Raw genomic sequence first — 23,011 nt, forward strand, 5'->3', positions numbered from 1 at the left:
ATATCAATTATGTGGCAAAGTAGTGGATTATACAAATCCAATTAAATTACCTAATGGTTTTAGAATTGAAAGCCGTGAAATATATTTTCATGAAAGCTTTATAGTAGACTGAATTTTAGAAGTGTTATTTTAGAGATGAGGTTTATGGCTAATGGTAAAAATTGGATTTTATAAGAAAAAATTACTTCGCCCAACAAAAACGAAAGCCCATTGAAACTGGCACTAGCAGGAACGTTGTTGCCCATTTTGATAAAATAATAGCATCATCCTGATGAATAAAAAACTCTTAGAAGCAATTAGTAAAATTGATATCAATAATGAAGATATCAGCGATAAGGAGTTAATTGAAAATTTGGACTTTTTAGAGAAGGCACACGCAAGCATTCATAATATTCTCATTACTGCCCGAATGAAGAAACTGATGCAGGATTTCGGGGAAAGAGAAACGGATATTTATGTAGTTACATACCCTAAATCAGGAACAACCTTAATGCAAATGATTATCTATCAGTTAACGAAAGATGGGAGCATGGATTTCGAACATTTGTATGATGTATCACCGTGGTGCAGGTTTTCAGCCTATTTTAACAAAGTAATGCCAAGTGTGGGTGAAAGAAGAATAATTAAAGCACATGATGAATACAAAATGCTTAGTGGCATTAGAAAAGGCAAATTCATTTTTGTTATCCGAGACTGTTTAGACGTTATAGCTTCCCTTTATCAACACATAAAAGACTATAACAATCCAAATGCAAGTTTTGAAGAATTAGCGAATCGCAAAATGCGAGATTGGTTTGAATACAATAAAAGCTGGCTGGAGAATAAAAATGAATTAAATATACTATACCTTAATTATGAAGATATAATTGAAAATAAAAAGTCCGTAATTCTAAAAATAGCAGCGTTTCTGGAAGTGGAAATGGATGATCCCAAAATGGAACGGGTTCTGCAAAGAACGTCTTTTGAATTTATGAAAAAACATGAAACTAAATTTGGGGAGCAGCCAGAACATTGGAAGGTATATAATAATTTTATTCGGAGTGGGAAGGTTGGTGAAGGAAAGACGAAGTTAACGGAAGAACAATTTGAAGAGTTCCTAAATCTTTCTGAAGGGTACAAGACGGAAGGCACAATTCTGCAAAGATATTTCGTATAAATAACGTGCTACAAAAAACCAAAAAGTAATAAAACGCTTTTTAGATCAACCGTTTCCAACAGCTTTTCAAAATAATCCCTAATGAAACATATTATTTTAGTAATAATGTTCTCCTTTTTGGTTGAGGAATCGGTTAAAGCACAGACCTACAAAGAACAATACACGAAATGTTATCAGCTAATGAATGGTGTAAATATGCAAGACACCAGTTATTTCACCCAGAAGCTTAAAATGCTTGATTGCTTGATTGGCAGTAATGCTCCCAGCTTTAGTGTTAAAGCGCTTGATGGAAAAATACTCACACTACCAAAGTTAAAAGGCAGGTTGTTGTAATTAATTTCTGGAATACGGGTTATAAACCTTGTATTGCGGAAATGCCGGCTCTTAATGTAATAGTGGAAAGGTATAAGGGTAAGAACGTAACGTTCCTGTCCATTGCACCCGAAGAAGAAGAAATCATTAGAACATTTCTTAAAAAAAGATCTTTTCATTTTATTCCGGTGGCAAATGCACGAAAGTTAATAATAGAAGACTTTATTACCGAACAGATGTATCCTTATACCATGATCATTGACAAGAACGGAATAATAAAAAAGATTATACTTGGGGGCTCAGAGGATAAGGAGAAAACTTTCAGCAGTATATTACCCCACATTGATGAAAGTTTAGCAAAATAATAATAGCTGTTGCTATCCCTTTGTATACCAAACCCAGGTTTTGCGGCAGTATTGGCTTACACGTGGCCCATTGTCAGCAATTGGTCATGTCAATATTTTAGTGTTGAACCAAACAAAAGCCAATCAAAAACCGGTTATAATTGGCGCAAAATGCCTGCAATTTTTCGTAATTACATCCTTTATATTAGATAAGATAAAATGATCTTTACGAAGATTGTAATCAATATTAATCTAGCTAAATAAATACTTGAATTATGAATACTGACCCTTCCTTGAAACTTGATATCTATGTCAATTATTCCGGGCATTGCGAAAAAGCATTCCAATTTTACGAGCAGCATCTTGGCGGGGAAATTAAAATGATGATACCTCACCAACAACCGCTTCCCAATTTCCCGACAGAATGGAAGAAACCAATTCTTCATGCAATAATAGAGATTGGCGGTACTTTGGTCAGGGGCGCCGACATTCCTGATGCTGAACCTATGCGTAGCGCTTATCTGACGCTTAGACTGGCTACACCGGAGCAAGCGGAACACATCTATAACCTGCTTTCCGAAGATGGCGAAATCTTTATGAAGATGGAAAAGACTTTCTTTGCAAATCGCTTTGCTATGCTCCGGGATAAATTTGGAACATCATGGATGCTTCTTAATGAAATTTAGAATTCATTTCTTTTGTAAAGCGTCTAAATAAACAATATCCACTTTTTAGGTGTAGTTGGGCGGAACTCCTTATGTAGATGAGGATTATAATTTTCTGAAAGGAACAATCAAAGGCCCACCAGCGCAAACTTGCGGCACCAGTAAATTAACGTGGTAGAATTAATTGATACTTGAACCAGGTAAGATCAAATCCTTCGGAAACTATATTTTACCTTAATTTCTGATTATTTAATTGCTTCAAAAATGCGGATAGGAGGGGCGTTCCGGATACAAAATTCGGTTCTTACTTTTTTGAAGTGCATATCCAGGTAATCTTTCAGGAATTTATCTAACTGGAAAAAAGTTTGGTAGGCCAGAAATTTACCGCCGGGGCGCAGGCACTCGGCCGATTTTTTTACGATGGTATTCCGGAGCGGATGCGGCAGAAAAGAAAAAGGTATACCCGAAATAATATAGTCGGCGTTTTTAATGCTGCTTCGGGCCAGTAACTCTACCACATTTTCGGCGCTTTCGTGGTAAATAACCAACCGGGGATCCCGAAACGCGTTTTGTAAAATATTCACAAATTCCACATTCCGCTCGATTAAAATTATAGTAGAATCGGGTGTGAGGTTATCCAGCAAATAGCGGGTAAAAACGCCGGTACCGGGGCCGTATTCGATGATGACGTTTTTTTTGCGGAAATCTATTTTATCGCAGACCTTTTTGATACCAAAGATAGAAGTTGGGGTAAAAGAAGCGACTTGTTTGTCGCGCAACATGTTTTTTAAATACACAATAGTATCCATACTCTATCTTTTGAGGTGCGCTGTCTGGTGGTTAATAGTTATAAACCGATGTTTTGAAAATATATTTAAAATATTCTACTTCCCGGACTTTGGCCGGTTAGAATATATTACGGCATTTTGGTTGGAGCGGATAAGGCGGCCGGAAATTATTAATCGAAATTGGTGAGAGCGTAGGAGAGAATATTGGCCCCCATGCGTAGGGCTAACTGGCGTTTTTCTTCCGGATCGTTATATATTTCCTGGTCTTCCCAGCCGTTGCCCAGGTCGCACTCATAAGAGTAAAAACAAACCAGCCGACCCTGGTAGATGAGCCCAAACCCTTGCGGCGATTTGTTGTCGTGTTCGTGTATTTTGGGCAATCCTTTCGGAAATTTGTATTTCTGGTGGTAAATGGGGTGGTTAAAAGGCAGTTCTACAAAATTTAATTCCGGAAATACTTTTTTCATTTCGGCCCGGATGTATTTGTCTAAACCATAATTATCGTCGATGTGCAGAAATCCCCCGTTAACCAGGTATTTTCTTAGGTTTTCGGCTTCGGCATCCGAAAAAACCACGTTGCCGTGCCCGGTCATGTGCACAAACGGGTAACTGAAAAGTTCGGCGCTGCCCACCTCCACAATTGCTTCGTCTTTGTTGATATTCATGCTCAGGTTCTGGTTGCAGAACTTTATTAAATTGGGCAGGGAGGTCTTATTCGCGTACCAGTCGCCGCCGCCATTGTATTTTAACTTGGCAATCTGGAAACTCGGATTTTGGGCCAGGCTCCCAAAGAGCGTTAGCAGGCACAAAAGAAAAGTAAATAAATATTTCATAATGTATAAACGCGGTTAAGCAATTTTCATTTCGTATAATAAATTTAAAGTATGACACGCCACCAACGCGGCCGTTTCGGTGCGCAAACGGCTTTGGCCCAAGGTTACCGGTTTTATTCCTTTCTCATAAGCCAGTTCTATCTCACCGGGGGTAAAATCGCCTTCCGGCCCAATCAACACACAAGCCGAGTCGTGCAGATTTAGTTGGTGCAAAGAGGTTCTTTCGTGCGCCTCCAGGTGCGCAATATAAGTTTGATCTGGTTGAACTGTTCTTATAAAGTCTTTAAAAGGTATAATATCGTTTACTGCGGGTTTGTAAGCTTTTACGGATTGTTTCATGGCGCTCACCACCACTTTTTCCAACCGTTCCAGGTTCACCTGCTTTCGTTCTGAACGTTCGCAAAGCAAAAAAGATATTTGATTTACCCCAATTTCGGTAGCTTTTTCCAGAAACCATTCTATCCGATCGATATTTTTAGTAGGCGTTACCGCAATATGTATGTTAAAGGGCCGGTAGTTAAATGCCTTTTGGGCTTCAACTAGCCGCAGGCTACATTTCTTAGGGTTATCCTGCTCAATTACGGCCTTATAAAAACCACCTTTGCCATCTACCAAACTTACAAAATCGCCTTTGGTTAAGCGCAAAACTTTTATGGCGTGTTTAGATTCTTCTTCGGGCAGCACAACCGTAGTATCGGTCAGCAACGGGGTGTAGAAAAGGTGCATGCTTCTTTTAGTTTTAGCCAATATAACAGCCACACATTATTTTACCACTACAAACGTTAACAAAATATTCTTAGGTTAGGTTATAAGAATAGTGGAGGTTATTAAAGTTAGTGTTATTTATAGCAAAAGAATAATATTTTGGGATTATGCGCGACAGATTGTAGCTTTACTTAACTTGTAAAAACTTTATTACTTTATTTTAAAATATTTAGATGGAACAAACCTTAACGGATGAAAGACTCGCGGGGGAAAAAGAAGAAAAACACCCCAGTTCGCTGTACATGCTCTTTTTTACGGAAATGTGGGAGCGGTTTAGCTACTACGGCATGCGGGCTTTACTTACTTTATATCTAATTTCGGAGGTATCTAAAGGTGGCTTAGGCTGGACTTCGGCCCAAGCCGGCCAGCTATATGGTATTTATACCGGATTGGTTTACGTAACGCCGCTCATTGGCGGCTACCTGGCCGATAAATTTTTAGGTTACCGGTGGGCCGTAATTATCGGGGGCTTGCTGATGGCTTTGGGACACGCCTCTCTGGCAGTGGAGCCTTTGCCTTTTTTCTATGCCGGTTTAGGTTTACTGATTGTTGGTAATGGTTTTTTTAAACCGAGTATTTCATCGATGGTGGGGCAACTGTACCCCGAGGGCAGCAAGTTAAAAGACTCGGCCTATACTATTTTTTACATGGGTATTAACCTGGGGGCCTTTTTAGGTTCTTTAATTTGCGGTTACCTGGGCGAAAATATTGGCTGGCACTATGGTTTTGGCGCCGCCGGGGTGGGCATGGTGTTGGGGCTGGCACAGTTTTACATTGGCCGGCATCGGTTAGGTAAAATTGGTTTGAAACCCGAGCGGAAAAATGTAAATGTAAATAACGCACCGAAAGAACCATTAACCAAAGTAGAGCGTGACCGGCTGGTGGTGGTGCTTACCTTATCTTTCTTCTCCATATTATTCTGGCTGGCATTTGAACAAGCCGGTTCTTCGATGAATATTTTTGCTTACAAATTTACCGACCGTTCTATATTTGGCTGGGAAGTACCGGCAACCTGGTTTCAGTCCATCAATGCCTTCTTCATCTTTACCTTAGCGCCATTCTTCTCGATGCTGTGGGTGAAGCTGGCGAAAAAGAACTTGGACCCATCGGGACCGTATAAGTTTGCCATTGGTTTGGTTTTATTGGGGTTAGGCTTTGCGGTGCTGGTTTTTGGTTCCTTATCTATACCCCAGGGAGCCGAGACAGCGGGTGTAAGCATGATGTGGCTGGTACTGGCTTATTTGCTGCACACCATGGGCGAACTTTGTTTGTCGCCGGTAGGCTTATCTTTCGTTAATAAATTATCGCCGGCCCGCCTGATTGGGGTTATGTTCGGGGTTTGGTTTCTGGCCTCGGCCATTGGTAATTACATTGGCGGGGCTTTAGCCGGTATGATCGACGAAATGGCTAAAACCCAATCCATGTCCAGTTTCTTTTTAATATTTGTATCTATCGCTTTTGCCGCCGCTTTCGTGCTCTTCCTCTTATCACGTAGGTTAGTTAAGTTGATGCACGGCGTACATTAATTATTTTAAACGGTACTTATCAAAGCCTCTGCTCATAACAGCAGGGGCTTTTTTTATGTCATCTATTCAGGACTGGTGCCACAATACCTATCCAATACCACAGAATAAGGGTCTCTTTATAACTCAAATTTAACGCAGCCGTTTATGTTCTGTAAAACATAAATATCTCGTATGAAACTGAACCAACCCTTTTTTACCTCGCTGCTGATTTTATTGGTTCTTAATGGTTGTACAACCCAGAGTCAGGTCAGCCAACCAACAGAACCGGCTGCCATACCGCTGGCCGCAAATCCTAACTTTGAGGTTGACAATAATGTTTCCGCTGCCGGAAATAATAAAATCCGGGATCATGTCCAAAAACTCTATAATCGTCAGGTGGATGTCTTGGATGTTAAAACACCTGACGAGATGGCAATTTATTCTCAACTGGTTGATGTGCCCGATAAAACAACTTATGCGGTAGCCGGTAATCCTTTGACCAATGTAGATACTTTAAAGTTTAAAACCGATGGCTTTGTAAATCGCCGGCTGGCGGGTTTGGCTTACCTGCACAAGCGAGGTGTAAACAGGAAGGATAAAATTATTTCGGCTGAATATTTATTTACCACCGACGACGGCTATTATTACTTGTTAGGTTATGCGCCGGTGCCGCATTTGATCATGAACGAAGAAGATGTTATAATTGCCCAGGATAGCCTAAACCGGAAATCGACCGGACTGATGCGTACGTTGATTAAAAAATAAGGAGAAGTTTTTAAACCCTGATTAAGCTAAAAATACTTACCACCAGAAAAACAAAAGCCCCGGCATTTGCCGAGGCTTTTGTTTTTAATTAGGAAGGGATGGATTACATCATGCCACCCATGCCGCCCATGCCACCTGGCATTCCGCCACCAGCACCAGCTTTCTCTTCTTCCGGCTCGTCAGAGATTACGCAGTCGGTAGTTAACAACATACCGGCGATAGACGCAGCGTTTTCTAAAGCCAAACGGGTTACTTTAGTAGGGTCAATAATACCAGCCGCAAACAGGTTTTCAAATCTGTCTTCGCGGGCATTGTAACCGTAATCGTCTTTGCCTTCGCGTACTTTCTGAATAATTACAGAACCTTCGCCACCAGCGTTAGAAACGATAGTTCTTAAAGGAGCTTCCAAAGCCGTCCGGATAATGTTAACACCGGTTAACTGATCGTCGTTATCAACTTTAACGTCTTTCAGTACTTCGATGGCGCGTACCAAAGCAACACCACCACCAGCTACAATGCCTTCTTCTACGGCAGCGCGGGTAGCGTGTAAAGCATCATCCACGCGGTCTTTCTTTTCTTTCATTTCAACTTCAGTAGAAGCACCAATGTAAAGAATAGCAACCCCGCCAGATAATTTAGCTAAACGCTCCTGTAATTTTTCGCGGTCGTAGTCAGAAGTAGTTGTTTCCATCTGCGCCTTAATCTGGTTCACACGGCCAACAATTTCTGATTTCTCACCTTTACCATTTACAATGGTAGTGTTGTCTTTGTCGATGATGATTTTTTCGGCCTGGCCTAAATATTCCAGGGTAGCGTTCTCCAGTTTGTAACCACGCTCTTCCGAAATAACCTGACCACCGGTTAATACGGCAATGTCTTCCAGCATAGCTTTACGACGGTCGCCGAAGCCAGGAGCTTTAACAGCCGCAATTTTTAAAGAACCACGCAGCTTGTTCACTACCAGAGTAGCTAAAGCTTCGCCGTCCACGTCTTCGGCCACAATAACCAAAGGCTTACCAGTCTGAACTACCTGCTCTAATACCGGCAGTAATTCTTTCATGGTAGAAACTTTTTTGTCGTAGATCAGGATGAAAGCATTGTCTAAATCAGCTTCCATTTTCTCTGGGTTGGTTACGAAGTAAGGCGACAGGTAACCACGGTCGAACTGCATACCTTCTACAGTTTTTACTTCGGTTTCAGTACCTTTAGCTTCTTCAACGGTAATAACACCATCTTTACCAACTTTATCCATGGCATCGGCAATCATTTGGCCAATTTCGGAATCGTTGTTAGCAGAGATAGTACCTACCTGCGAAATTTCGCTTGAATTTTCGATTTTTTTAGACTGCGTTCTCAGGTTTTCAACTACGGCCGCAACCGCTTTGTCGATACCTCTTTTCAGATCCATTGGGTTAGCACCGGCGGCTACGTTTTTGCTACCGGCAGTGTAAATAGCTTGGGCTAATACAGTAGCAGTAGTAGTACCATCACCAGCCTGGTCAGCGGTTTTAGAAGCAACTTCTTTAACCAACTGCGCACCCATATTTTCGATAGGGTCTTTCAGTTCAATTTCTTTGGCAACAGTTACACCGTCTTTGGTAATGGCAGGTGCGCCAAATTTTTTGTCGATAACAACGTTGCGGCCTTTAGGGCCTAAAGTAACCTTAACGGCATTCGCTAATTTGTCAACGCCAGCCTTCACTTTGTTCCGGGCTTCGGTATCAAACGAAATATTTTTAGCCATAATATTAATATTTTATGTTTTAAGTTTAAGGATGAATTTGCCGGGTGGCAAACTGAATTTTAGATATTAAATTATAATACAGCAAAAATGTCAGACTCTTTCATGATCAGGTAATCAGTACCTTCGATCGAAATTTCGGTACCGGCATATTTACCATATAAAACCTGGTCACCCACTTTCAATTGCGGCTTCACCAATACGCCCTGATCTGACATTTTACCTTCGCCAACGGCAACTATTTCGCCACGCTGTGGTTTTTCTTTCGCGGTGTCCGGAATAATAATACCAGATTTAGTTTTTTCTTCGGCTGCTGCAGGAGCTACAATTACGCGGTCTGCTAACGGTTTAATATTTACTGCCATAGTTTTTAATTATTTTTTTTGTTAATAAGTTAAATTTAATATCTACAATTAGTGGTGTTCTAAACCAGGTTTTAAACCTACTAGCCTTCCTATCATTTCCTGTGCCATTAAGGTTAATCCTGCCAGTTTAGGTCAAAATTTCAGTTTTATGCTGCTGTTTACTGACAGTACCGGGTGAAACTTTGTCACTTGTAAGGCCGGAAGGAACTGGAATTCCTGGTAAAAAAAAATCCGGTGATGGAATAAATCAAATCACCGGATTTTTCTATAAAAAAATATTATTACTGCGCAGAATCGGTAGTAACCGGTGTAGTTGCATTAGGCGTAGCTGGTGCAGGAGCAGGAGCAGTATTATTGGTACCGGCCGGTGCTTTACCCGTATTCGGTATGGTTTGCGGCACAACCGGTGCTGTTGCTGGTGCTGCACCTTGCTGACTTGCCCGTTCCTGGTTAACGCTTCTGGCTCTCAGGGCACCGGCATTTTTATCAATTATCATATTAGAGCTTAAAGAAAGTACTACTAAACCAATGGCTAAGCCCCATGTCAGGCGCTCCAACAAATCTCCGGTTCTTTTTACCCCGATCAGGTTGCTCGAACCAGCACCAAATTGGTTAGATAATCCGCCGCCTTTAGAGTTCTGCGATAATACCACTAAAACCAGCAGGATAGAGATAAAAATAATGATACTGATGAGAGCAATGTACATTTTAAGTCAGCTTTTGTAATTTTTCAATTTTAGATGCAAAGTAAGCCTTTTTTTCCGGAATTTTCAATATCAGGTGCTCATATATTTTTATGGCTTTCTTGATCTTACCTTGTTTCACCAGAATTTTGGCCAAGGTCTCGGAGGCCATGTTTTTCTTGATTTTCGTGCTTTTAGAAGATAGGTCTTCCATTGGTTCGGCCTTGATTTTTACATTAGCCATCGATTTCAGTTTCGGGTTCTGTCGCAAAAACTGATCAATGATATCAAACTGCCGGCTTACCGGGGGAGCCGCTGCGGGCGTATAGCTTTCGAGCTGGTGCTGCTTGCTGTATTCCAGAATCAATTCCGGCTGAAAGTAATACGGCTCGGCTGGCGTTAACTCATCTTTTAACTGAATTATTTCTCCTAACCGGCTGGATGACATCCAGTAACCTAAATCATTTTCATGAAATACTTTATAGATTATTTCTTCTTTATAAGGTGTTAGCTGCCCGGTTACCGGTATTTCTTCAACTTCTTTTTCCGGTTTAAACAAATATTCATCAAACCGGGCCAAGGTTTCGTCAGCCGCTTCCGGCTCCAAACTATTCCCTATTTCAGTTGGTGCTACTGCGTCAATGGTAGCAGGTTCCGGTTCCGCTAAAGGTTCTTCTACCGCAGTTTCCGAATTTACCGGCTGAACTTCAAAATCCGTTAAAACTTCTGCCAGCAGGTTTTCGGGCTCGGTAATAATCAGGTTGTTCACAAAGTCTGTTACGAGGTCGCGGTAGGGCGCTGCCGGCGTCAGGTTTTCGATGGCAAAAAGCGTGTCCTGGTCTTCGTATAATTCAAAAGCCAAACTGTTTTCCGCCTGTTGGTAAGGCACTGGCAACTCCTCCGGCTCCTCTATGGCTGTTAGTTCTGGTTCTGCTTCCGGGTGTGCCGTTAATAGCTCGGTTTCGACTTCGGCAGTAGGTATTGTTATATCGTTGGTAGTATCTGCCTGTATGGCGGGGTGATCAATATTTTCTTCTGCTGTAGAATATTCAGGTGTGGGGGCTGCCTCTAAAATTTCCGGGTTTGGTTCCGTTATGGTTTCATGAGACGGTTCCGCCACTTCCTGGTTTAGCGGGGCAATAATTTGATTTTGTTTTTGGGTGGTTGGTGCCGGCTCAATGGGGGCAACGGTTAGTTCGGGGGCGGCGGTATAAATGAGTTTTTTCAGGAGTTGCCGGTTGGTGGCACAAGCAGCAGCCCGCCGGATACGCTGGTTCGAAAGCATACTACCCTGATCGTAAGCGGCTTTGGCTAAGAGCAGATGCGCGGTCTGGCAGTAAGGAAAGCTCGCCGCCAGTTTTTCCAGCTCGGCTACCTCTTGCTCCGAAATAGAAGAAACATGATTGATAATGTTTAAAAAAGCCGCTTTATTCATTTAATCTTATGTCAATTGCCTTTTCTGCTGTTGGCAATCTTAAACCTGTATTTATTTAGAATTTCTGAAGGTCAAACTATTAATAATATTTAAGCAATATTTACCAGTTGGCCAAGGAGCGGTTAAAAACATCCTGCACCATTCTTTCGATAATATCGCGAAGGGCGCGCTCGTCTATCTGGGAAATATTCTGCGACTGCGGAAAATCCCGGAAAGAAGAAAAAGCCTGGTCGAAATCCTGCTTGGGGTCTTTGGTATTGTGGTAGCGTACCTGGAGCCGGATGGTCAGGCGGTTGGCACCCGCAATGTCACCGCGGGTTTCGTCGTTCTGGATGGCAGCCGGACTAAAATTATAAGATAAAATCTGGCCTTCCAGTTGAATGTCGCCGTCCTGGGGGGCCAGTTTCAGGTTGGAGTTACGCTGAAAATACGTCCGGAATTCTTCGCTAACCAGGTTCGTTAAAAAAGAAGGTCCCTCACCCGAATTATTCTCAAAGTTCCGGATGGTCATGGTTTTGATACCCGGATCGATATTGGTACCGGTAAAAGAATATTTGATACAGCCGCTCAGCGAAAAAAGCAGGGTAAAAAATGGTATCAGTACGTATCTGCTTTTATTCTTCCAATCCATACTGCTTTAATTTTCTATATAAAGTTCTTTCGGAAATGCCTAAATCCTGCGCCGCATATTTTCGCTTGTTGTTATGCTTCCGAAGGGCTTTCATAATTAACTCTTTTTCTTTGATTTCCAGCGACAGCGTTTCTTCTTCGGTTTCGTGCGGAATATCTTCTACCTTGTTCGCCTCATAAGGGTCAGCCTTTCCTTTCACCGATAAAATAAAGTTGTCGGGGCCGTCCTGGTGGGCTTTATAAGGCCGGGGTTCAAAGGTGCCCATATTTTCAAAAAGGTGGCCGTGGTCTTTCAGGTAATCGTGGTGCTCGCCGTGGTTCGGGTTAATTAAATCAAATACCAGCTTCTTTAGGTCGTTTACATCCTTCTTCATATCGAAGAGTACCTTGTACAAGATATCGCGCTCCGAAAAATCCTTGTCCGGCTTTTTGTTCGAACCAATGAGCATGGGCAATTGATTATTTTGGTCCTGGGGTAAATATTCCCGGAGTTTGGCCGCATTTATCTCCCGGGTTTCATATTCCAGAACGGAAATCTGCTCTACAATATTCTTTAGTTGCCGGATATTTCCGGGGAACCGGAAGCGCAATAATTCAGCTACGGCATCCGGCGTCAAGGAAATCGGTTTTACTTTGTATTTGTCCGAAAAATCTGAAGCAAATTTCCTGAATAATAAATATATATCCTCGCCGCGTTCACGTAAAGGTGGAACACTAATAGGTACGGTATTTAAGCGGTAATACAGGTCCTCGCGGAAAGCCCCTTCGTTAACCGCATTTAATAAATTCACGTTGGTAGCAGCTACCACCCGCACATCGGTTTTCTGTACTTTAGAAGAACCAACTTTTATAAATTCGCCATTTTCGAGTACGCGCAGCAAACGGGCCTGGGTACCCAAAGGCATTTCGCCAATTTCGTCGAGGAAAATGGTGCCGCCGTTGGTTACTTCAAAATAGCCTTTGCGCAAATCGGTAGCGCCGGTAAAAGCACCTTTTTCGTGGCCAAATAATTCAGAATCGATGGTACCTTCGGGAATGGCGCCGCAGTTAATGGCAATAAACTGGCCGTGCTTGCGCGGACTCAGGTGATGAATAATTTTAGAAAAAGATTCTTTCCCGCTACCACTTTCGCCGGAAATAAGTACGGTCATGTCGGTAGGCGCTACTTGTACCGCCACCTGGATGGCGTAATTGAGGAGCGGCGAGTTACCGATAATTCCGAATCGTTGTTTTATACTTTGTATTTCAGCCGGATTCAAATTTTAATTTTTTAGGGGGTTAAAAACCTAAAAGGGCTATTGTTTTAAAGGCCCAAAGGCTGATAAAAAATTTACCAGCCTTTGAGCCTGCAAAAGCAAAAGCGCAATTTATTTTATGGGTTGGCCAAACAGCGTACCTACCGAGCAGGAATCTACCAGCACCTCTACGTAATCGCCTTTCTGGTAATTTCCTTTCGGGAAAACCACTACTTTGTTCTGGTCGTTGCGGCCCTGTAAATCGGCCTCCGACTTTTTAGAAAAGCCTTCTACCAGCACCCGGTGTATTTTGCCTACATCCTGCTGGTTGCGCAGCAGCGATAATTCGCGTTGCTTGTCTATAATTTCCTGTAAACGCCGTTTTTTTACCTCCAGCGGAATATCATCTACAAATTTCCGGGCGGCCAGCGTACCGGGTCTTTCGGAATAAAAGAACATGTACGAATAATCGTACTGCACAAAATCCATCAGACTGAGGGTGTCCTGGTGTTCTTCTTCGGTTTCGGTGCAGAAACCCGCAATCATATCCGAAGAAATGCCGCACTCCTGGCCCAGAATCCGGCGGATAGCCTTTACGCGGTTAATATACCATTCCCGGTCGTAGGTCCGGTTCATCAGTTCCAGTACGCGGGAGTTGCCGCTTTGCACGGGCAGGTGAATATATTTACAAATATTGGGGTACTTTTTAATCGTATACAGCACCTCGTCGGTAATATCTTTGGGGTGCGAGGTGGAGAACCGTACCCGTAAATCAGGGCTTACTAAAGCGACCCGTTCCAGCAAACCGGCAAAATTTACCTGCTCGGTGCCGTCGGCAGAAGCCCACTTATAAGAATCGACGTTCTGGCCGAGTAAAGTTACTTCTTTGTAGCCTTCCGCTACCAAGCTTTGGGCTTCGGCCACAATCGAATGCGCATCGCGGCTGCGTTCCCGGCCCCGTGTAAACGGTACCACGCAAAACGAGCACATGTTATCGCAGCCCCGCATAATGGATATAAAAGCGCTTACCCCGTTGGTGTTTAACCGGATGGGGTTAATGTCGGCGTAGGTTTCTTCGCGTGAGAGCAGCACGTTTACCGCCCGCTGGCCGCCGTCTACTTCGTTAATCAGGTTAGGTAATTCGCGGTACGCATCCGGACCCACTACCATATCCACTAGTTTTTCTTCTTCCAGCAATTTCGATTTTAAGCGCTCGGCCATACAACCCAGTACGCCCACCACCAAACCAGGGCGTGATTTTTTCAGCGCATTTATCTGGCGTAAACGGGCCCGTACGGTTTGTTCGGCTTTTTCCCGGATAGAACAGGTATTCAAAAAAACCACGTCGGCTATATTCAAGTCCGAAGTAGTATCGAAACCCTCTTTGGCCAGAATGGAAGACACAATCTCGCTATCGGAGTAATTCATCTGGCAGCCGTAACTCTCGATGTACAGTTTCCGCAAACGCCCGGTATTCTGGTCTGGGGTTACCTTTGTTTCGCAAGCTTCCGGTTGGGCCGGAGCTTCCGGAATAAAATCTATGTCTGTTAAAAGCGAATTCATAAGCATTAAAATTGGGGGCAAATATAAGGTTTTTTTCGCTACTAAATGACAGAATGGCAGACAAATTTATCTCCCTGATTTTAAGCTGCATAAAAAAACGTGTTAGATTAAAGATCTAACACGTCGCACATAAGCCAAGCTAAGTCTGCTTTTTTATTCCACCTTAAACTTGATGGGGTCAGATGTAAGGCTGTGTAAGGTTATTAAACCATAAACCGTTTGGCCGGGCTCAATGGTTTTGTCCAGCAAATTAAACTGCTGTAGGTCTTCCCGGAAATTTTTATTTGCAGAGCTGGCTACTAAAATATTGGCTAGCGAAATTACCGGACCGGTTGGCAAGGTGGTTCCACCCGTTGTTTCTACTTTGCCATAATTGTTGGTATTGGTAGTAGCACCCACCGTGAAATTTAGCGGCAGGTATAATAAATAAATCCAAGTGCCTTGTTTGATGTTCTGGGCCACAATAGAAGGCGAAACAGGAACAGTTTGGTTGTTGCCCACAATTAATTTTAAATTCTCGTTCAGGCGCAGGGCTTTGTTTGTATTATTGGTAATCCGGACAGCTACTACCCGCATACCGTGTTTACGTTCTTTTTTTACATACTTCTTATTCCGCTTCAGCGACAATACATCGTAGGCATACGAAAATTGTACATCGTCGGTGTTTTCAGTAAAGCCAAATGGGACTTTCTGTGGATTAATGCTTTTGTAACTGGAGGCGCAGCCGGATAAGAAAAGACATACAGCCACAAAGAGAATTGGTAAACGGTGTTTCATGGTTAATTTGCAGGTTTATTTATTTTTAGTTGCGGTTGCAAATTAAATTAATTTATTAATATTTTAATATATAACTATTTATTTATTTTTAAATATTTCCAGAATTGCCTTTGCTTTTAATAAGCATTCTTCATACTCTTGCTCCGGGTCCGAGTCGTAAGTAATGGCGCTGCCAACCATGTACGACAGGTATCGGCTGCTGGCGTTATATTGCAGGCTCCGGATAACTACATTCAAATCAAAATCGCCGTTGGGTTTAATATAACCCAAACTGCCGGAAAATAAACCGCGGCGGGTAGTTTCGTACTGCTCAATCAACTCCATCGCTCTTATTTTGGGTGCTCCGGTCATGCTGCCCATCGGGAACGCATTTTTTATGGCCTCCGGAACAGAACAGCCAGGCCGGATGGTGGAGGTTACCGTGGTAATCATTTGGTAGAGGTGCTGAAAACCATAAATGCCGAACATTTCTTCTACCTTCACCGAACCTATTGCGGACGACTTGGCTAAATCGTTGCGCACCAAATCCATGATCATCATGTTTTCGGCTATTTCTTTTTCGCTGGTCCGCAATTGTTCGCGCAAGCGGGCATCTTCCTTTGGGTCCGGGCTGCGCCGGATGGTACCCTTTATGGGTTGGGAAATTAATTTAGAACCTTCTTTTTTTAAGGAACGCTCCGGCGAGGCGCAGAGTAAATATTTATCGTACAATTTAAAGAAGCCGGCAAAGGGAGTAGGCGAAGCCTGGTTCAGTGCCCAGAAAGTTGCTGCCGGATTAATAATTGCTTCCGGGGAGAAAAACTCGACGCAATAATTTAATTCGTATACATCGCCTTCCAGAATATTTTGCTGGATAGCCTTTACCGTATGGAGGTACTGCTGCCGGGAAGTGCGGTGCTCAATTTCGATTTTAGTTTCTGAAACAAACGTAGTAGTGGGTGTACTTTTAATGGCCGCCAATATTTGCGGAATATCAGCAGCTTGCCGGCTCTTAACCTCAAAGCCCTCTGCATCAAAATAAAAGGCTATTTCGGGTTCAAAAAAATATACCAGCGGAAAACCCAGGTAATCCGGATTCTGGCTTTTTAATTTTTCTACCTGATTTTTTAGATCATAACTCAGGAATCCACATAAAATTTGCTCGGTAGCCGCTAAAGCATTAGATAAACCGGAAAACGCATGGTACGGGTGGATTAGCTGTTCCGTGGTGTTGCTTACTGCCAAAATATTCTCGAAGCCCTGGTAAGGATAAGGAATATGGTTAGGCTCGTAAAAGGCCACAACTTTGTAAGTATCCGCCCACGACAAAGCTTTTTGCTTGAAATCGTTTATGGTAAAACCAAGTTGCGCAAACGAAAAATATACGGAATACATGAAAAAAGCTCCAGCCTAAATTTGAAGGAGCAAAGTGAATAAAAAAATAGGCAAAAAGCTAAAAGCCCCGGTTTTATCTGGAATACATTTACCGGATAAAGCCAGGGCTTAGGGCAGGAGCAGGGTTACAACAATGGGAAATCTGCCTTAATAACCAGCTTGACGCCCAATTGTTTGCCAATTGCTATAACTTTAAATATCAGTTTTAAATTCTTTAACCTTCTGGTAAATACACTTGAAATGATAGAGAGCAAAACAAAGCCTGCTTTTCCATTCAAAAACCAAGATTATTAATATTAAGAACGTTCATAAAAAAAGGATGACTGTTCTGCCATCCTTTTTTATGAGTTCTGTTTCTGCCAAATTAAGCTACTTTCTGCTCTACATCGGCGAAAATACGGCCGCAGTGTTCGCAAACAATAATTTTTTTATGAGAAGCAATATCGGACTGGCGTTGTGGGGGTACCGTATTAAAGCAACCACCGCAGGCATCGCGCTTTACGGTTACTACCGCTAAACCATTGCGCACGTTCTGGCGAATGCGGGAATAGGCCATTAGTAAACGGTCCTCGATGTGCTTTACGGCTTCTTCGCGTTCCTGCATCAAGGCTCTTTCTTCTTCTTCGCTCTCAGAAACGATTACCTGTAACTCACCGTTTTTAGAAGCCAAATCTTTGCGGCGCTCTTCCAGTTTTTGTTTCGTGCCGGCAATTTCGTTGTTTTTTTGCTCTATCTGGTAGTAGCCTTCTTTTATCTTTTTCTCAGAAATTTGAATTTCCAGGCGCTGCAGTTCAATCTCTTTGGTAATAGCATCGTACTCGCGGTTGTTCCGAACATTGGATTGCTGGTCTTCGTATTTGCGGATTAAATTTTCAGAATCCTTGATAGCTTGCTTGCGGGCGGCAATATTATCGTTTATGGCCTGAATTTCTTCATCAAATTTATTTACGCGCACCTCGTAACCGGCAATTTCGTCTTCCAGGTCCCGGACTTCTTCCGGTAAATCGCCCCGAACCCTTCTTATTTCGTCTAGCTGAGAATCAATGGTTTGAAGCCGCATCAAAGCTTCTAATTTGTTAGCAACGGTACTTTCCATGTAGTGCTTTAAGTGTATCTGACAGGATTAGTATTGACTTTCGATTTTAAGACTGCAAAATTACTAAACTTTTTTCGAATAATATCATAAAATATTTCCTTTGTAAAAACTTCACTTTCATAATGTCCGATATCGGCCAGGAGCATCTTTTTTTCCGGGATAAAAAACTCATGGTATTTCAAATCGGCCGTTACAAAAGCATCGGCTCCCTGGCGCAAAGCGTCTTTTATTAAAAAGCTACCGGCTCCGCCGCAAAGTGCTACTTTCTTTATTTTATCTCCCGTAAACTCCGTATGCCGCAGGGCATTTAACTGCAGGTACGCTTTCAGGTAATCTAAAAACTCCGGTGGGGTTAAAGCTTCGGGTAAATTGCCAATCATGCCGGCGCCGGTTTCCTGGTTGGCATTCTCCAGACGGTAAATATCGTAAGCCACTTCCTCGTATGGGTGGGCCGCAAATAAGGCCGTTAAGATTTTATCTTTCAAATGATCCGGCAATATTACTTCCAGGCGGTTTTCGGCTACTTCTTCCTGTTGGCCCGCTTCGCCAATATGCGGGTTGGCATTTACCGAAGGTTTAAAGGTACCCGTGCCGCTTACCCGGAAGCTGCAATTCTGGTATTCGCCAATCTGCCCGGCCCCGGCAGCGTACAGAGCGGCCAGCACTTTAGGCGTATCTGTGAGCGGGGCAAATGTTATCAGTTTTAATAAGTTGCCGGTTTTGGGGCTGAGAATTCTAATATATTGCAGACCTAACTTTTCGCAGATTTTTGCGTTCACGCCGGACAATACATTATCCAGGTTGGTGTGGCAGGCATAAATGGCTATATCGCGCTTTATGGCTTGAATAATTATTTTTTCTACCTCATCGCGGCCAGTAAGTTGTTTTAAGGGCCGGAAAATTACCGGATGGTGGGCTACAATCAGGTTACAACCCGCTGCCAGGGCTTCATCGAGTACGGCCAGCGTACAATCCAGCGTTACCAGAACGCCCGTAACTTCAATATTTGGGTCGCCGGTTTGTAAGCCCGAGTTGTCGTAGCTTTCCTGGTAAGTGAGGGGCGCGAGTTGCTGCAGGAGGTTGGTGATATCTTTTATTTTGGTCATCAGGAGTAAATTGGTTTTAACAGCCGAGTTAAAATTAATGTTAATTTTGCAGCCGAAAGAATGCCGGCATGAAAAATTCTGCTTACCCGCTTTTACCATTCTCTTTATTATACGCCGGTATTACGCGGGCCCGCAATTGGTTGTACGACCAGCAGGTTTATCCTTCTCATCAATTTCCGGTTCCGGTCATCAGCGTTGGCAACCTGACGGTAGGCGGCACCGGTAAAACCCCGCACGTAGAATTTCTGGTCCGGTTACTGCAGCCGCGTAAAATGGCCATCCTGAGCCGGGGCTATAAACGAAAGACTACCGGATTTGTGCTGGCCGACAGCAGTGCTACGCCCGCTACCATCGGGGATGAGCCATACCAATATACCCAGGTTTTTCCGGAAATAGCGGTAGCCGTTTGCGAAAAGCGGGTAGCGGGCATTCAGAAGCTTTTAGCTTTAAACCCCGCGCCCGAAGTAATATTGCTGGATGATGCCTTTCAGCATCGCCCGGTACAGCCCCATTTAAATATACTAATAACCGATTATTACCGTTTGTTCTACCAGGATTTCGTGCTGCCGGCGGGGCGTTTGCGCGAAAGCCGTTCGGGTGCAGTTCGTGCCGATATTATTTTGGTAAGTAAAACACCGGTAAATATTACTCAGGATGAAAAAGAAAATATCCGGCAGCGAATCCGGGAATATGCCCGGCCGGGGGTGCCTGTTTTCTTTACTACTTACCAGTACCAGGTGCCCGTAAATTTTGGCTTACCGGCGCCGCTGCAGCGCAATCTGGTGCTGGTAACCGGTATCGCCCAGCCGCAGCCCTTACTGAATTATTTAGAAGAGCAAGGTTTTAGCCTGCTGCGGCATTTTAATTATCCGGATCATTATGACTTTGGCCCGCCGGATATACAGGAAATTTCTAATTTTGTGAAAACCGAAACCAAAACACCCGTAAGTATCCTGACCACGCAAAAAGACTGGACCAAATTAGCCGGTCCTGAGCTATTACCGTTAGTTAAAGAATTACCTTTTTATTTTATGCCCATCCAGGTGCAATTTCTGGAGGAACAGGTTCTTTTTGAAAATTTGCTCTTCCAGACATTTGTAAAATCCTGAAAACTTAATGATTATTCCCAATCGCGTGAAGCCAAACTTTTTATATTTAATCCTGCTTTTTATTTTACCGGTATTAAGTGCCTCGGCACAAATATTAAACGACTCGTCGCAAACAATTTATGGCACCAAAACTACCAAGACTTACCTGGAAGAAGATTTTTTACGGGGCAATTACACGCTGCGCCGCGTAGATACGGCGCTTACCAATATGCACCAGTCGCGCAACTGGTACCACGACACAACTTTTCACCAGGATTTAGGTAATGTGGGTACTGCTGGCAAACCTATATTGTGGCGTTTCCCGCAAAAAATAGGGGTGCGGCTGGGTAAAAATGCTTTCGACCGGTACGCCTATCAATCCGATAAAATAACTTACTTCGATACCAAATCGCCGTACACGCATTTATTTTATATTCAGGGCGGCCAAGGTGAGCAGGTTTTTGAAGCCAAACACAGCCGGAGCCTTTCTAAAAAAGCTAATATTGGTTTTGCCTTCGAGCGGATGTCGGGCGAAAAACAGTTTGGAATTCAGCCCGGCCTGGGTAAAGAAACCCAAACGCAGCATACCGGCTTTGTATTATTTACCCACCTGCAGGATAGTACCGGCAAATACCATTTGTTTTCTAATTACATCCACGTCGATCATGATTTGGCCGAAACCGGCGGCCTCCGGATAGGTTCGGAGGCTACCCGCGATTCGTTGTTTGGCATTTTCGGTGGCGGCGATGCCCCGGTCTGGTTAAGCCAGGCGGCCAACGAAGAAAAGCGCAATAGTTTTCACCTGACACAATTTTATACCCTGGCGAAAGAATATATTAAAGTATTTCATACCCTCGATTTTCGGCACCAGTATAACAAATATTTCGATAACCAGGTGAACCGGTACGGCGCCACCAAGCCGCCTTTGCTTTACCCGGCCATTCAAGTAGATTCTACCCGCACCGACGATCGGAGTTGGTATCGCGAGTTGGAAAATACCGTTGGTATTACCGGTAACCACCCTTTGTTTGTGTACAAACTTTACGCCCGCCGGCGCGATGCCAGCATAAACCTGAATACACGTTCGCAGATAGACCCTATTGATTCGACCCGGGTAACAGAAGGTTACCGGCAAAGTTTTGGGCAGAATTTTATTGGCGGCGAAACACAATTCCGGTTAAAAGATATTTTCAATATTTCGGTTAATGCCGAGTACCAGTTGTTTAAAGATTACCTGGCTACGGCTTCGGCGCGGGTTAAATATTTTACCTTTAGCCAAACCCGGAGTTCTTACTCGCCTACCTTGGTGCAGCAATTAATGGCTTCCAACCACTTTAACTGGGATAATAATTTCGACAATATAGTCGCCGACCGCACGGCAGCTTCGGTACAAGGCACCTTGTGGCGCAATACTTTAACCGCCGAAGTAGCCCGGGTAAATTTGCAGAACTATGTTATTTATAATACCTCGGCCGTTCCGCAGCAGCTAAGTAAGCAGTTATCGTTTTATACCGCCTTTGTGCATCATCACCTGGCCCTCAAAAATTTCCACGCCGATCACGTGTTCTCTTACAACAAATTAGACAATGCCCAGGAAATCCGGATGCCCAAATGGCTGGTGAATTCGCGTTTTTATTACCAGGGCTCGTTGTTTAAAAATGCTTTGTTTGGGCAGGTGGGCGTAGAAACCTATGTAACCGACAGTTACTATGCCGATGCTTATATGCCGGTTACGCAGCAGTTTTATTTGCAGGATAACTTTAGGGTGCCGGGTTCAAACTTTACGAGTAAACCTTACCCCATTGTAGATTTGTTTTTGACCGTAGATATTAAATCCTTTAATGGTTTTGTAAAAATGTCGCACGTAAACCAGGGCTACCCGCAGGAAGGTTATTTTTCTTCTCCGTATTATCCGGGTATGGGCCGGAGCTTTGTGTTTGGCATTAAATGGATGTTTTTTGATTAACAACAATCTATCACAAGCATTTTAAAGCATCAATTTATTTAAATTTTATAAAAGGCTTATAATCAATAGTAAATAAAAATTAAGCTTCCTATTTGTTTGCTGATTTAGACAATGGCCGAAATAAATCCGAATAAACCGATATTAAAATTAAAGTTGCCTACCGATCCGCGCTGGGTAAATATTGCCGAGAAGAACATAGAAGATATTCTGGTAGACCATGCTTACTGTGAGCAGAAAGCGGCTACTTCGGGCATTTCGCTGATTGTAAAGTACCCCGATAAAACGAAACTGGTAGAGGAAATGACCGCGCTGGTAGCCGAAGAATGGAGCCACTTTGAACGGGTGATGGAAGAGCTGAAAAAACGTGGCTTTGGCTTAGGGCGCAACCGGCCCGATGAATACGTAGTGGAGTTATCCAAACACATCCGGAAAGGGGACAAGCGGGAACGGCAACTGATGGACCATTTGCTGGTAAATGCCCTGATTGAAGCCCGTAGCTGTGAGCGTTTTAAACTGCTCTGGAAAAATATCCAGGACGAAGGATTGCAGAAATTTTATTACGAATTGATGGTATCGGAAGCCGGCCATTTTGTGAGTTTTGTGAAACTGGCCAAAGAATACATGCCGGCCGATGTAGTAGATGCCCGTTTACAGGAATTACTCAAAATAGAAGCCGAAATCATAGCCAGCCTGGAACATCGCCCCGATAGAATGCATTAGTTTCGTTATTCGTTAATTGTTAATCGTTGTTCGAGTAAAATAAATAGGTGTATTGAAAAAACAAGAAAGCCACTTTATACATAGAAGTGGCTTTCTCGT

At 43.2% G+C, this 23,011-nt stretch carries 23 protein-coding genes; 9 read left to right on the forward strand and 14 right to left on the reverse strand.

The window, feature by feature from the left end; all coding sequences use genetic code 11:
• Positions 1-271 precede the first annotated feature (271 nt).
• From AAE02nite_RS13160 to AAE02nite_RS13175, 4 genes are all read left to right on the forward strand, one after another.
• Complete coding sequence (locus AAE02nite_RS13160) at positions 272-1,156, forward strand: sulfotransferase domain-containing protein (RefSeq protein WP_146898211.1); 885 nt, start codon at positions 272-274, stop codon at positions 1,154-1,156.
• 81 nt (positions 1,157-1,237) lie between these two features.
• Positions 1,238-1,489, forward strand: coding sequence for a hypothetical protein (locus tag AAE02nite_RS13165; RefSeq protein ID WP_146898212.1), 252 nt, complete (start codon positions 1,238-1,240; stop codon positions 1,487-1,489).
• Positions 1,489-1,833, forward strand: a complete 345-nt coding sequence (locus AAE02nite_RS13170; protein ID WP_146898213.1) for a TlpA disulfide reductase family protein — start codon at positions 1,489-1,491, stop codon at positions 1,831-1,833. Before AAE02nite_RS13165 ends, AAE02nite_RS13170 begins: the two co-directional genes overlap by 1 nt.
• A gap of 254 nt (positions 1,834-2,087) precedes the next feature.
• Positions 2,088-2,498 (forward strand): VOC family protein, encoded by a 411-nt coding sequence (locus AAE02nite_RS13175; protein WP_146898214.1) that lies wholly within the window; start codon positions 2,088-2,090, stop codon positions 2,496-2,498.
• A 224-nt stretch (positions 2,499-2,722) separates the two neighbouring features.
• On the opposite strand, the gene AAE02nite_RS13180 is transcribed toward AAE02nite_RS13175, so the two are convergent.
• The 3 genes from AAE02nite_RS13180 to AAE02nite_RS13190 all read right to left on the reverse strand — a co-directional run bounded on the left by AAE02nite_RS13180 (position 2,723) and on the right by AAE02nite_RS13190 (position 4,824).
• A complete protein-coding gene (locus tag AAE02nite_RS13180; RefSeq protein ID WP_146898215.1) occupies positions 2,723-3,286 on the reverse strand; it encodes a class I SAM-dependent methyltransferase in 564 nt (187 codons plus the stop codon).
• A gap of 149 nt (positions 3,287-3,435) precedes the next feature.
• Positions 3,436-4,098, reverse strand: a complete 663-nt coding sequence (locus AAE02nite_RS13185) for a DUF4159 domain-containing protein (RefSeq protein ID WP_146898216.1) — start codon at positions 4,096-4,098, stop codon at positions 3,436-3,438.
• A gap of 15 nt (positions 4,099-4,113) precedes the next feature.
• Positions 4,114-4,824: a 16S rRNA (uracil(1498)-N(3))-methyltransferase gene (locus AAE02nite_RS13190; RefSeq protein WP_146898217.1), complete on the reverse strand. Its 711-nt coding sequence runs from the start codon at positions 4,822-4,824 to the stop codon at positions 4,114-4,116.
• Positions 4,825-5,036: 212 nt separating this feature from the next.
• Here AAE02nite_RS13190 and AAE02nite_RS13195 point away from each other — a divergent pair, with 212 nt between their 5' ends.
• Positions 5,037-6,389 (forward strand): peptide MFS transporter, encoded by a 1,353-nt coding sequence (locus tag AAE02nite_RS13195; protein WP_146898218.1) that lies wholly within the window; start codon positions 5,037-5,039, stop codon positions 6,387-6,389.
• A 171-nt stretch (positions 6,390-6,560) separates the two neighbouring features.
• Positions 6,561-7,133 carry a hypothetical protein gene (locus AAE02nite_RS13200; protein ID WP_146898219.1) on the forward strand — a complete coding sequence of 191 codons (573 nt, stop codon included), beginning with the start codon at positions 6,561-6,563 and terminating at the stop codon, positions 7,131-7,133.
• Positions 7,134-7,236: 103 nt separating this feature from the next.
• Here AAE02nite_RS13200 and groL read toward each other — a convergent pair whose 3' ends face one another.
• The 11 genes from groL to AAE02nite_RS13255 form a co-directional block, all read right to left on the reverse strand.
• Positions 7,237-8,877 carry a chaperonin GroEL gene (groL, locus tag AAE02nite_RS13205; RefSeq protein ID WP_146898220.1) on the reverse strand — a complete coding sequence of 547 codons (1,641 nt, stop codon included), beginning with the start codon at positions 8,875-8,877 and terminating at the stop codon, positions 7,237-7,239.
• 71 nt (positions 8,878-8,948) lie between these two features.
• A complete protein-coding gene (groES, locus tag AAE02nite_RS13210; RefSeq protein ID WP_146898221.1) occupies positions 8,949-9,239 on the reverse strand; it encodes a co-chaperone GroES in 291 nt (96 codons plus the stop codon).
• A 281-nt stretch (positions 9,240-9,520) separates the two neighbouring features.
• Entirely contained in the window at positions 9,521-9,946 is a 426-nt protein-coding gene (gene secG, locus AAE02nite_RS13215) for a preprotein translocase subunit SecG (RefSeq protein ID WP_146898222.1), read from the reverse strand.
• 1 nt (position 9,947) lies between these two features.
• Complete coding sequence (locus AAE02nite_RS13220; RefSeq protein WP_146898223.1) at positions 9,948-11,357, reverse strand: DUF8458 domain-containing protein; 1,410 nt, start codon at positions 11,355-11,357, stop codon at positions 9,948-9,950.
• A 100-nt stretch (positions 11,358-11,457) separates the two neighbouring features.
• Positions 11,458-11,988, reverse strand: a complete 531-nt coding sequence (locus AAE02nite_RS13225; protein WP_146898224.1) for an LptE family protein — start codon at positions 11,986-11,988, stop codon at positions 11,458-11,460.
• Complete coding sequence (locus AAE02nite_RS13230; RefSeq protein WP_146898225.1) at positions 11,972-13,246, reverse strand: sigma-54 interaction domain-containing protein; 1,275 nt, start codon at positions 13,244-13,246, stop codon at positions 11,972-11,974. Before AAE02nite_RS13230 ends, AAE02nite_RS13225 begins: the two co-directional genes overlap by 17 nt.
• A 108-nt stretch (positions 13,247-13,354) precedes the next feature.
• Positions 13,355-14,785, reverse strand: coding sequence for a tRNA (N6-isopentenyl adenosine(37)-C2)-methylthiotransferase MiaB (gene miaB / locus AAE02nite_RS13235; protein ID WP_146898226.1), 1,431 nt, complete (start codon positions 14,783-14,785; stop codon positions 13,355-13,357).
• Between the two features lie 153 nt (positions 14,786-14,938).
• Complete coding sequence (locus AAE02nite_RS13240; protein ID WP_146898227.1) at positions 14,939-15,562, reverse strand: hypothetical protein; 624 nt, start codon at positions 15,560-15,562, stop codon at positions 14,939-14,941.
• A gap of 78 nt (positions 15,563-15,640) precedes the next feature.
• The gene (locus tag AAE02nite_RS13245; RefSeq protein ID WP_146898228.1) at positions 15,641-16,936 is read right to left on the reverse strand and encodes an anthranilate synthase component I family protein; all 1,296 of its coding nucleotides are present in this window, start codon (positions 16,934-16,936) and stop codon (positions 15,641-15,643) included.
• Between the two features lie 364 nt (positions 16,937-17,300).
• The gene (locus tag AAE02nite_RS13250; protein WP_146898229.1) at positions 17,301-18,032 is read right to left on the reverse strand and encodes a zinc ribbon domain-containing protein; all 732 of its coding nucleotides are present in this window, start codon (positions 18,030-18,032) and stop codon (positions 17,301-17,303) included.
• Between the two features lie 8 nt (positions 18,033-18,040).
• On the reverse strand, positions 18,041-19,138 hold the full coding sequence (locus AAE02nite_RS13255; RefSeq protein WP_146898230.1) for a Nif3-like dinuclear metal center hexameric protein: 1,098 nt from the start codon (positions 19,136-19,138) through the stop codon (positions 18,041-18,043).
• Positions 19,139-19,206: 68 nt separating this feature from the next.
• On the opposite strand from AAE02nite_RS13255, the gene lpxK reads away from it, so the two are divergent.
• From lpxK to AAE02nite_RS13270, 3 genes are all read left to right on the forward strand, one after another.
• On the forward strand, positions 19,207-20,247 hold the full coding sequence (gene lpxK, locus AAE02nite_RS13260; RefSeq protein WP_146898231.1) for a tetraacyldisaccharide 4'-kinase: 1,041 nt from the start codon (positions 19,207-19,209) through the stop codon (positions 20,245-20,247).
• A 7-nt stretch (positions 20,248-20,254) separates the two neighbouring features.
• The gene (locus AAE02nite_RS13265; RefSeq protein ID WP_146898232.1) at positions 20,255-22,192 is read left to right on the forward strand and encodes a putative porin; all 1,938 of its coding nucleotides are present in this window, start codon (positions 20,255-20,257) and stop codon (positions 22,190-22,192) included.
• A 111-nt stretch (positions 22,193-22,303) separates the two neighbouring features.
• Entirely contained in the window at positions 22,304-22,912 is a 609-nt protein-coding gene (locus tag AAE02nite_RS13270; protein WP_146898233.1) for a MiaE family protein, read from the forward strand.
• Positions 22,913-23,011: the final 99 nt, after the last annotated feature.

Source organism: Adhaeribacter aerolatus, from assembly GCF_007991635.1.
Classification (GTDB): domain Bacteria; phylum Bacteroidota; class Bacteroidia; order Cytophagales; family Hymenobacteraceae; genus Adhaeribacter; species Adhaeribacter aerolatus.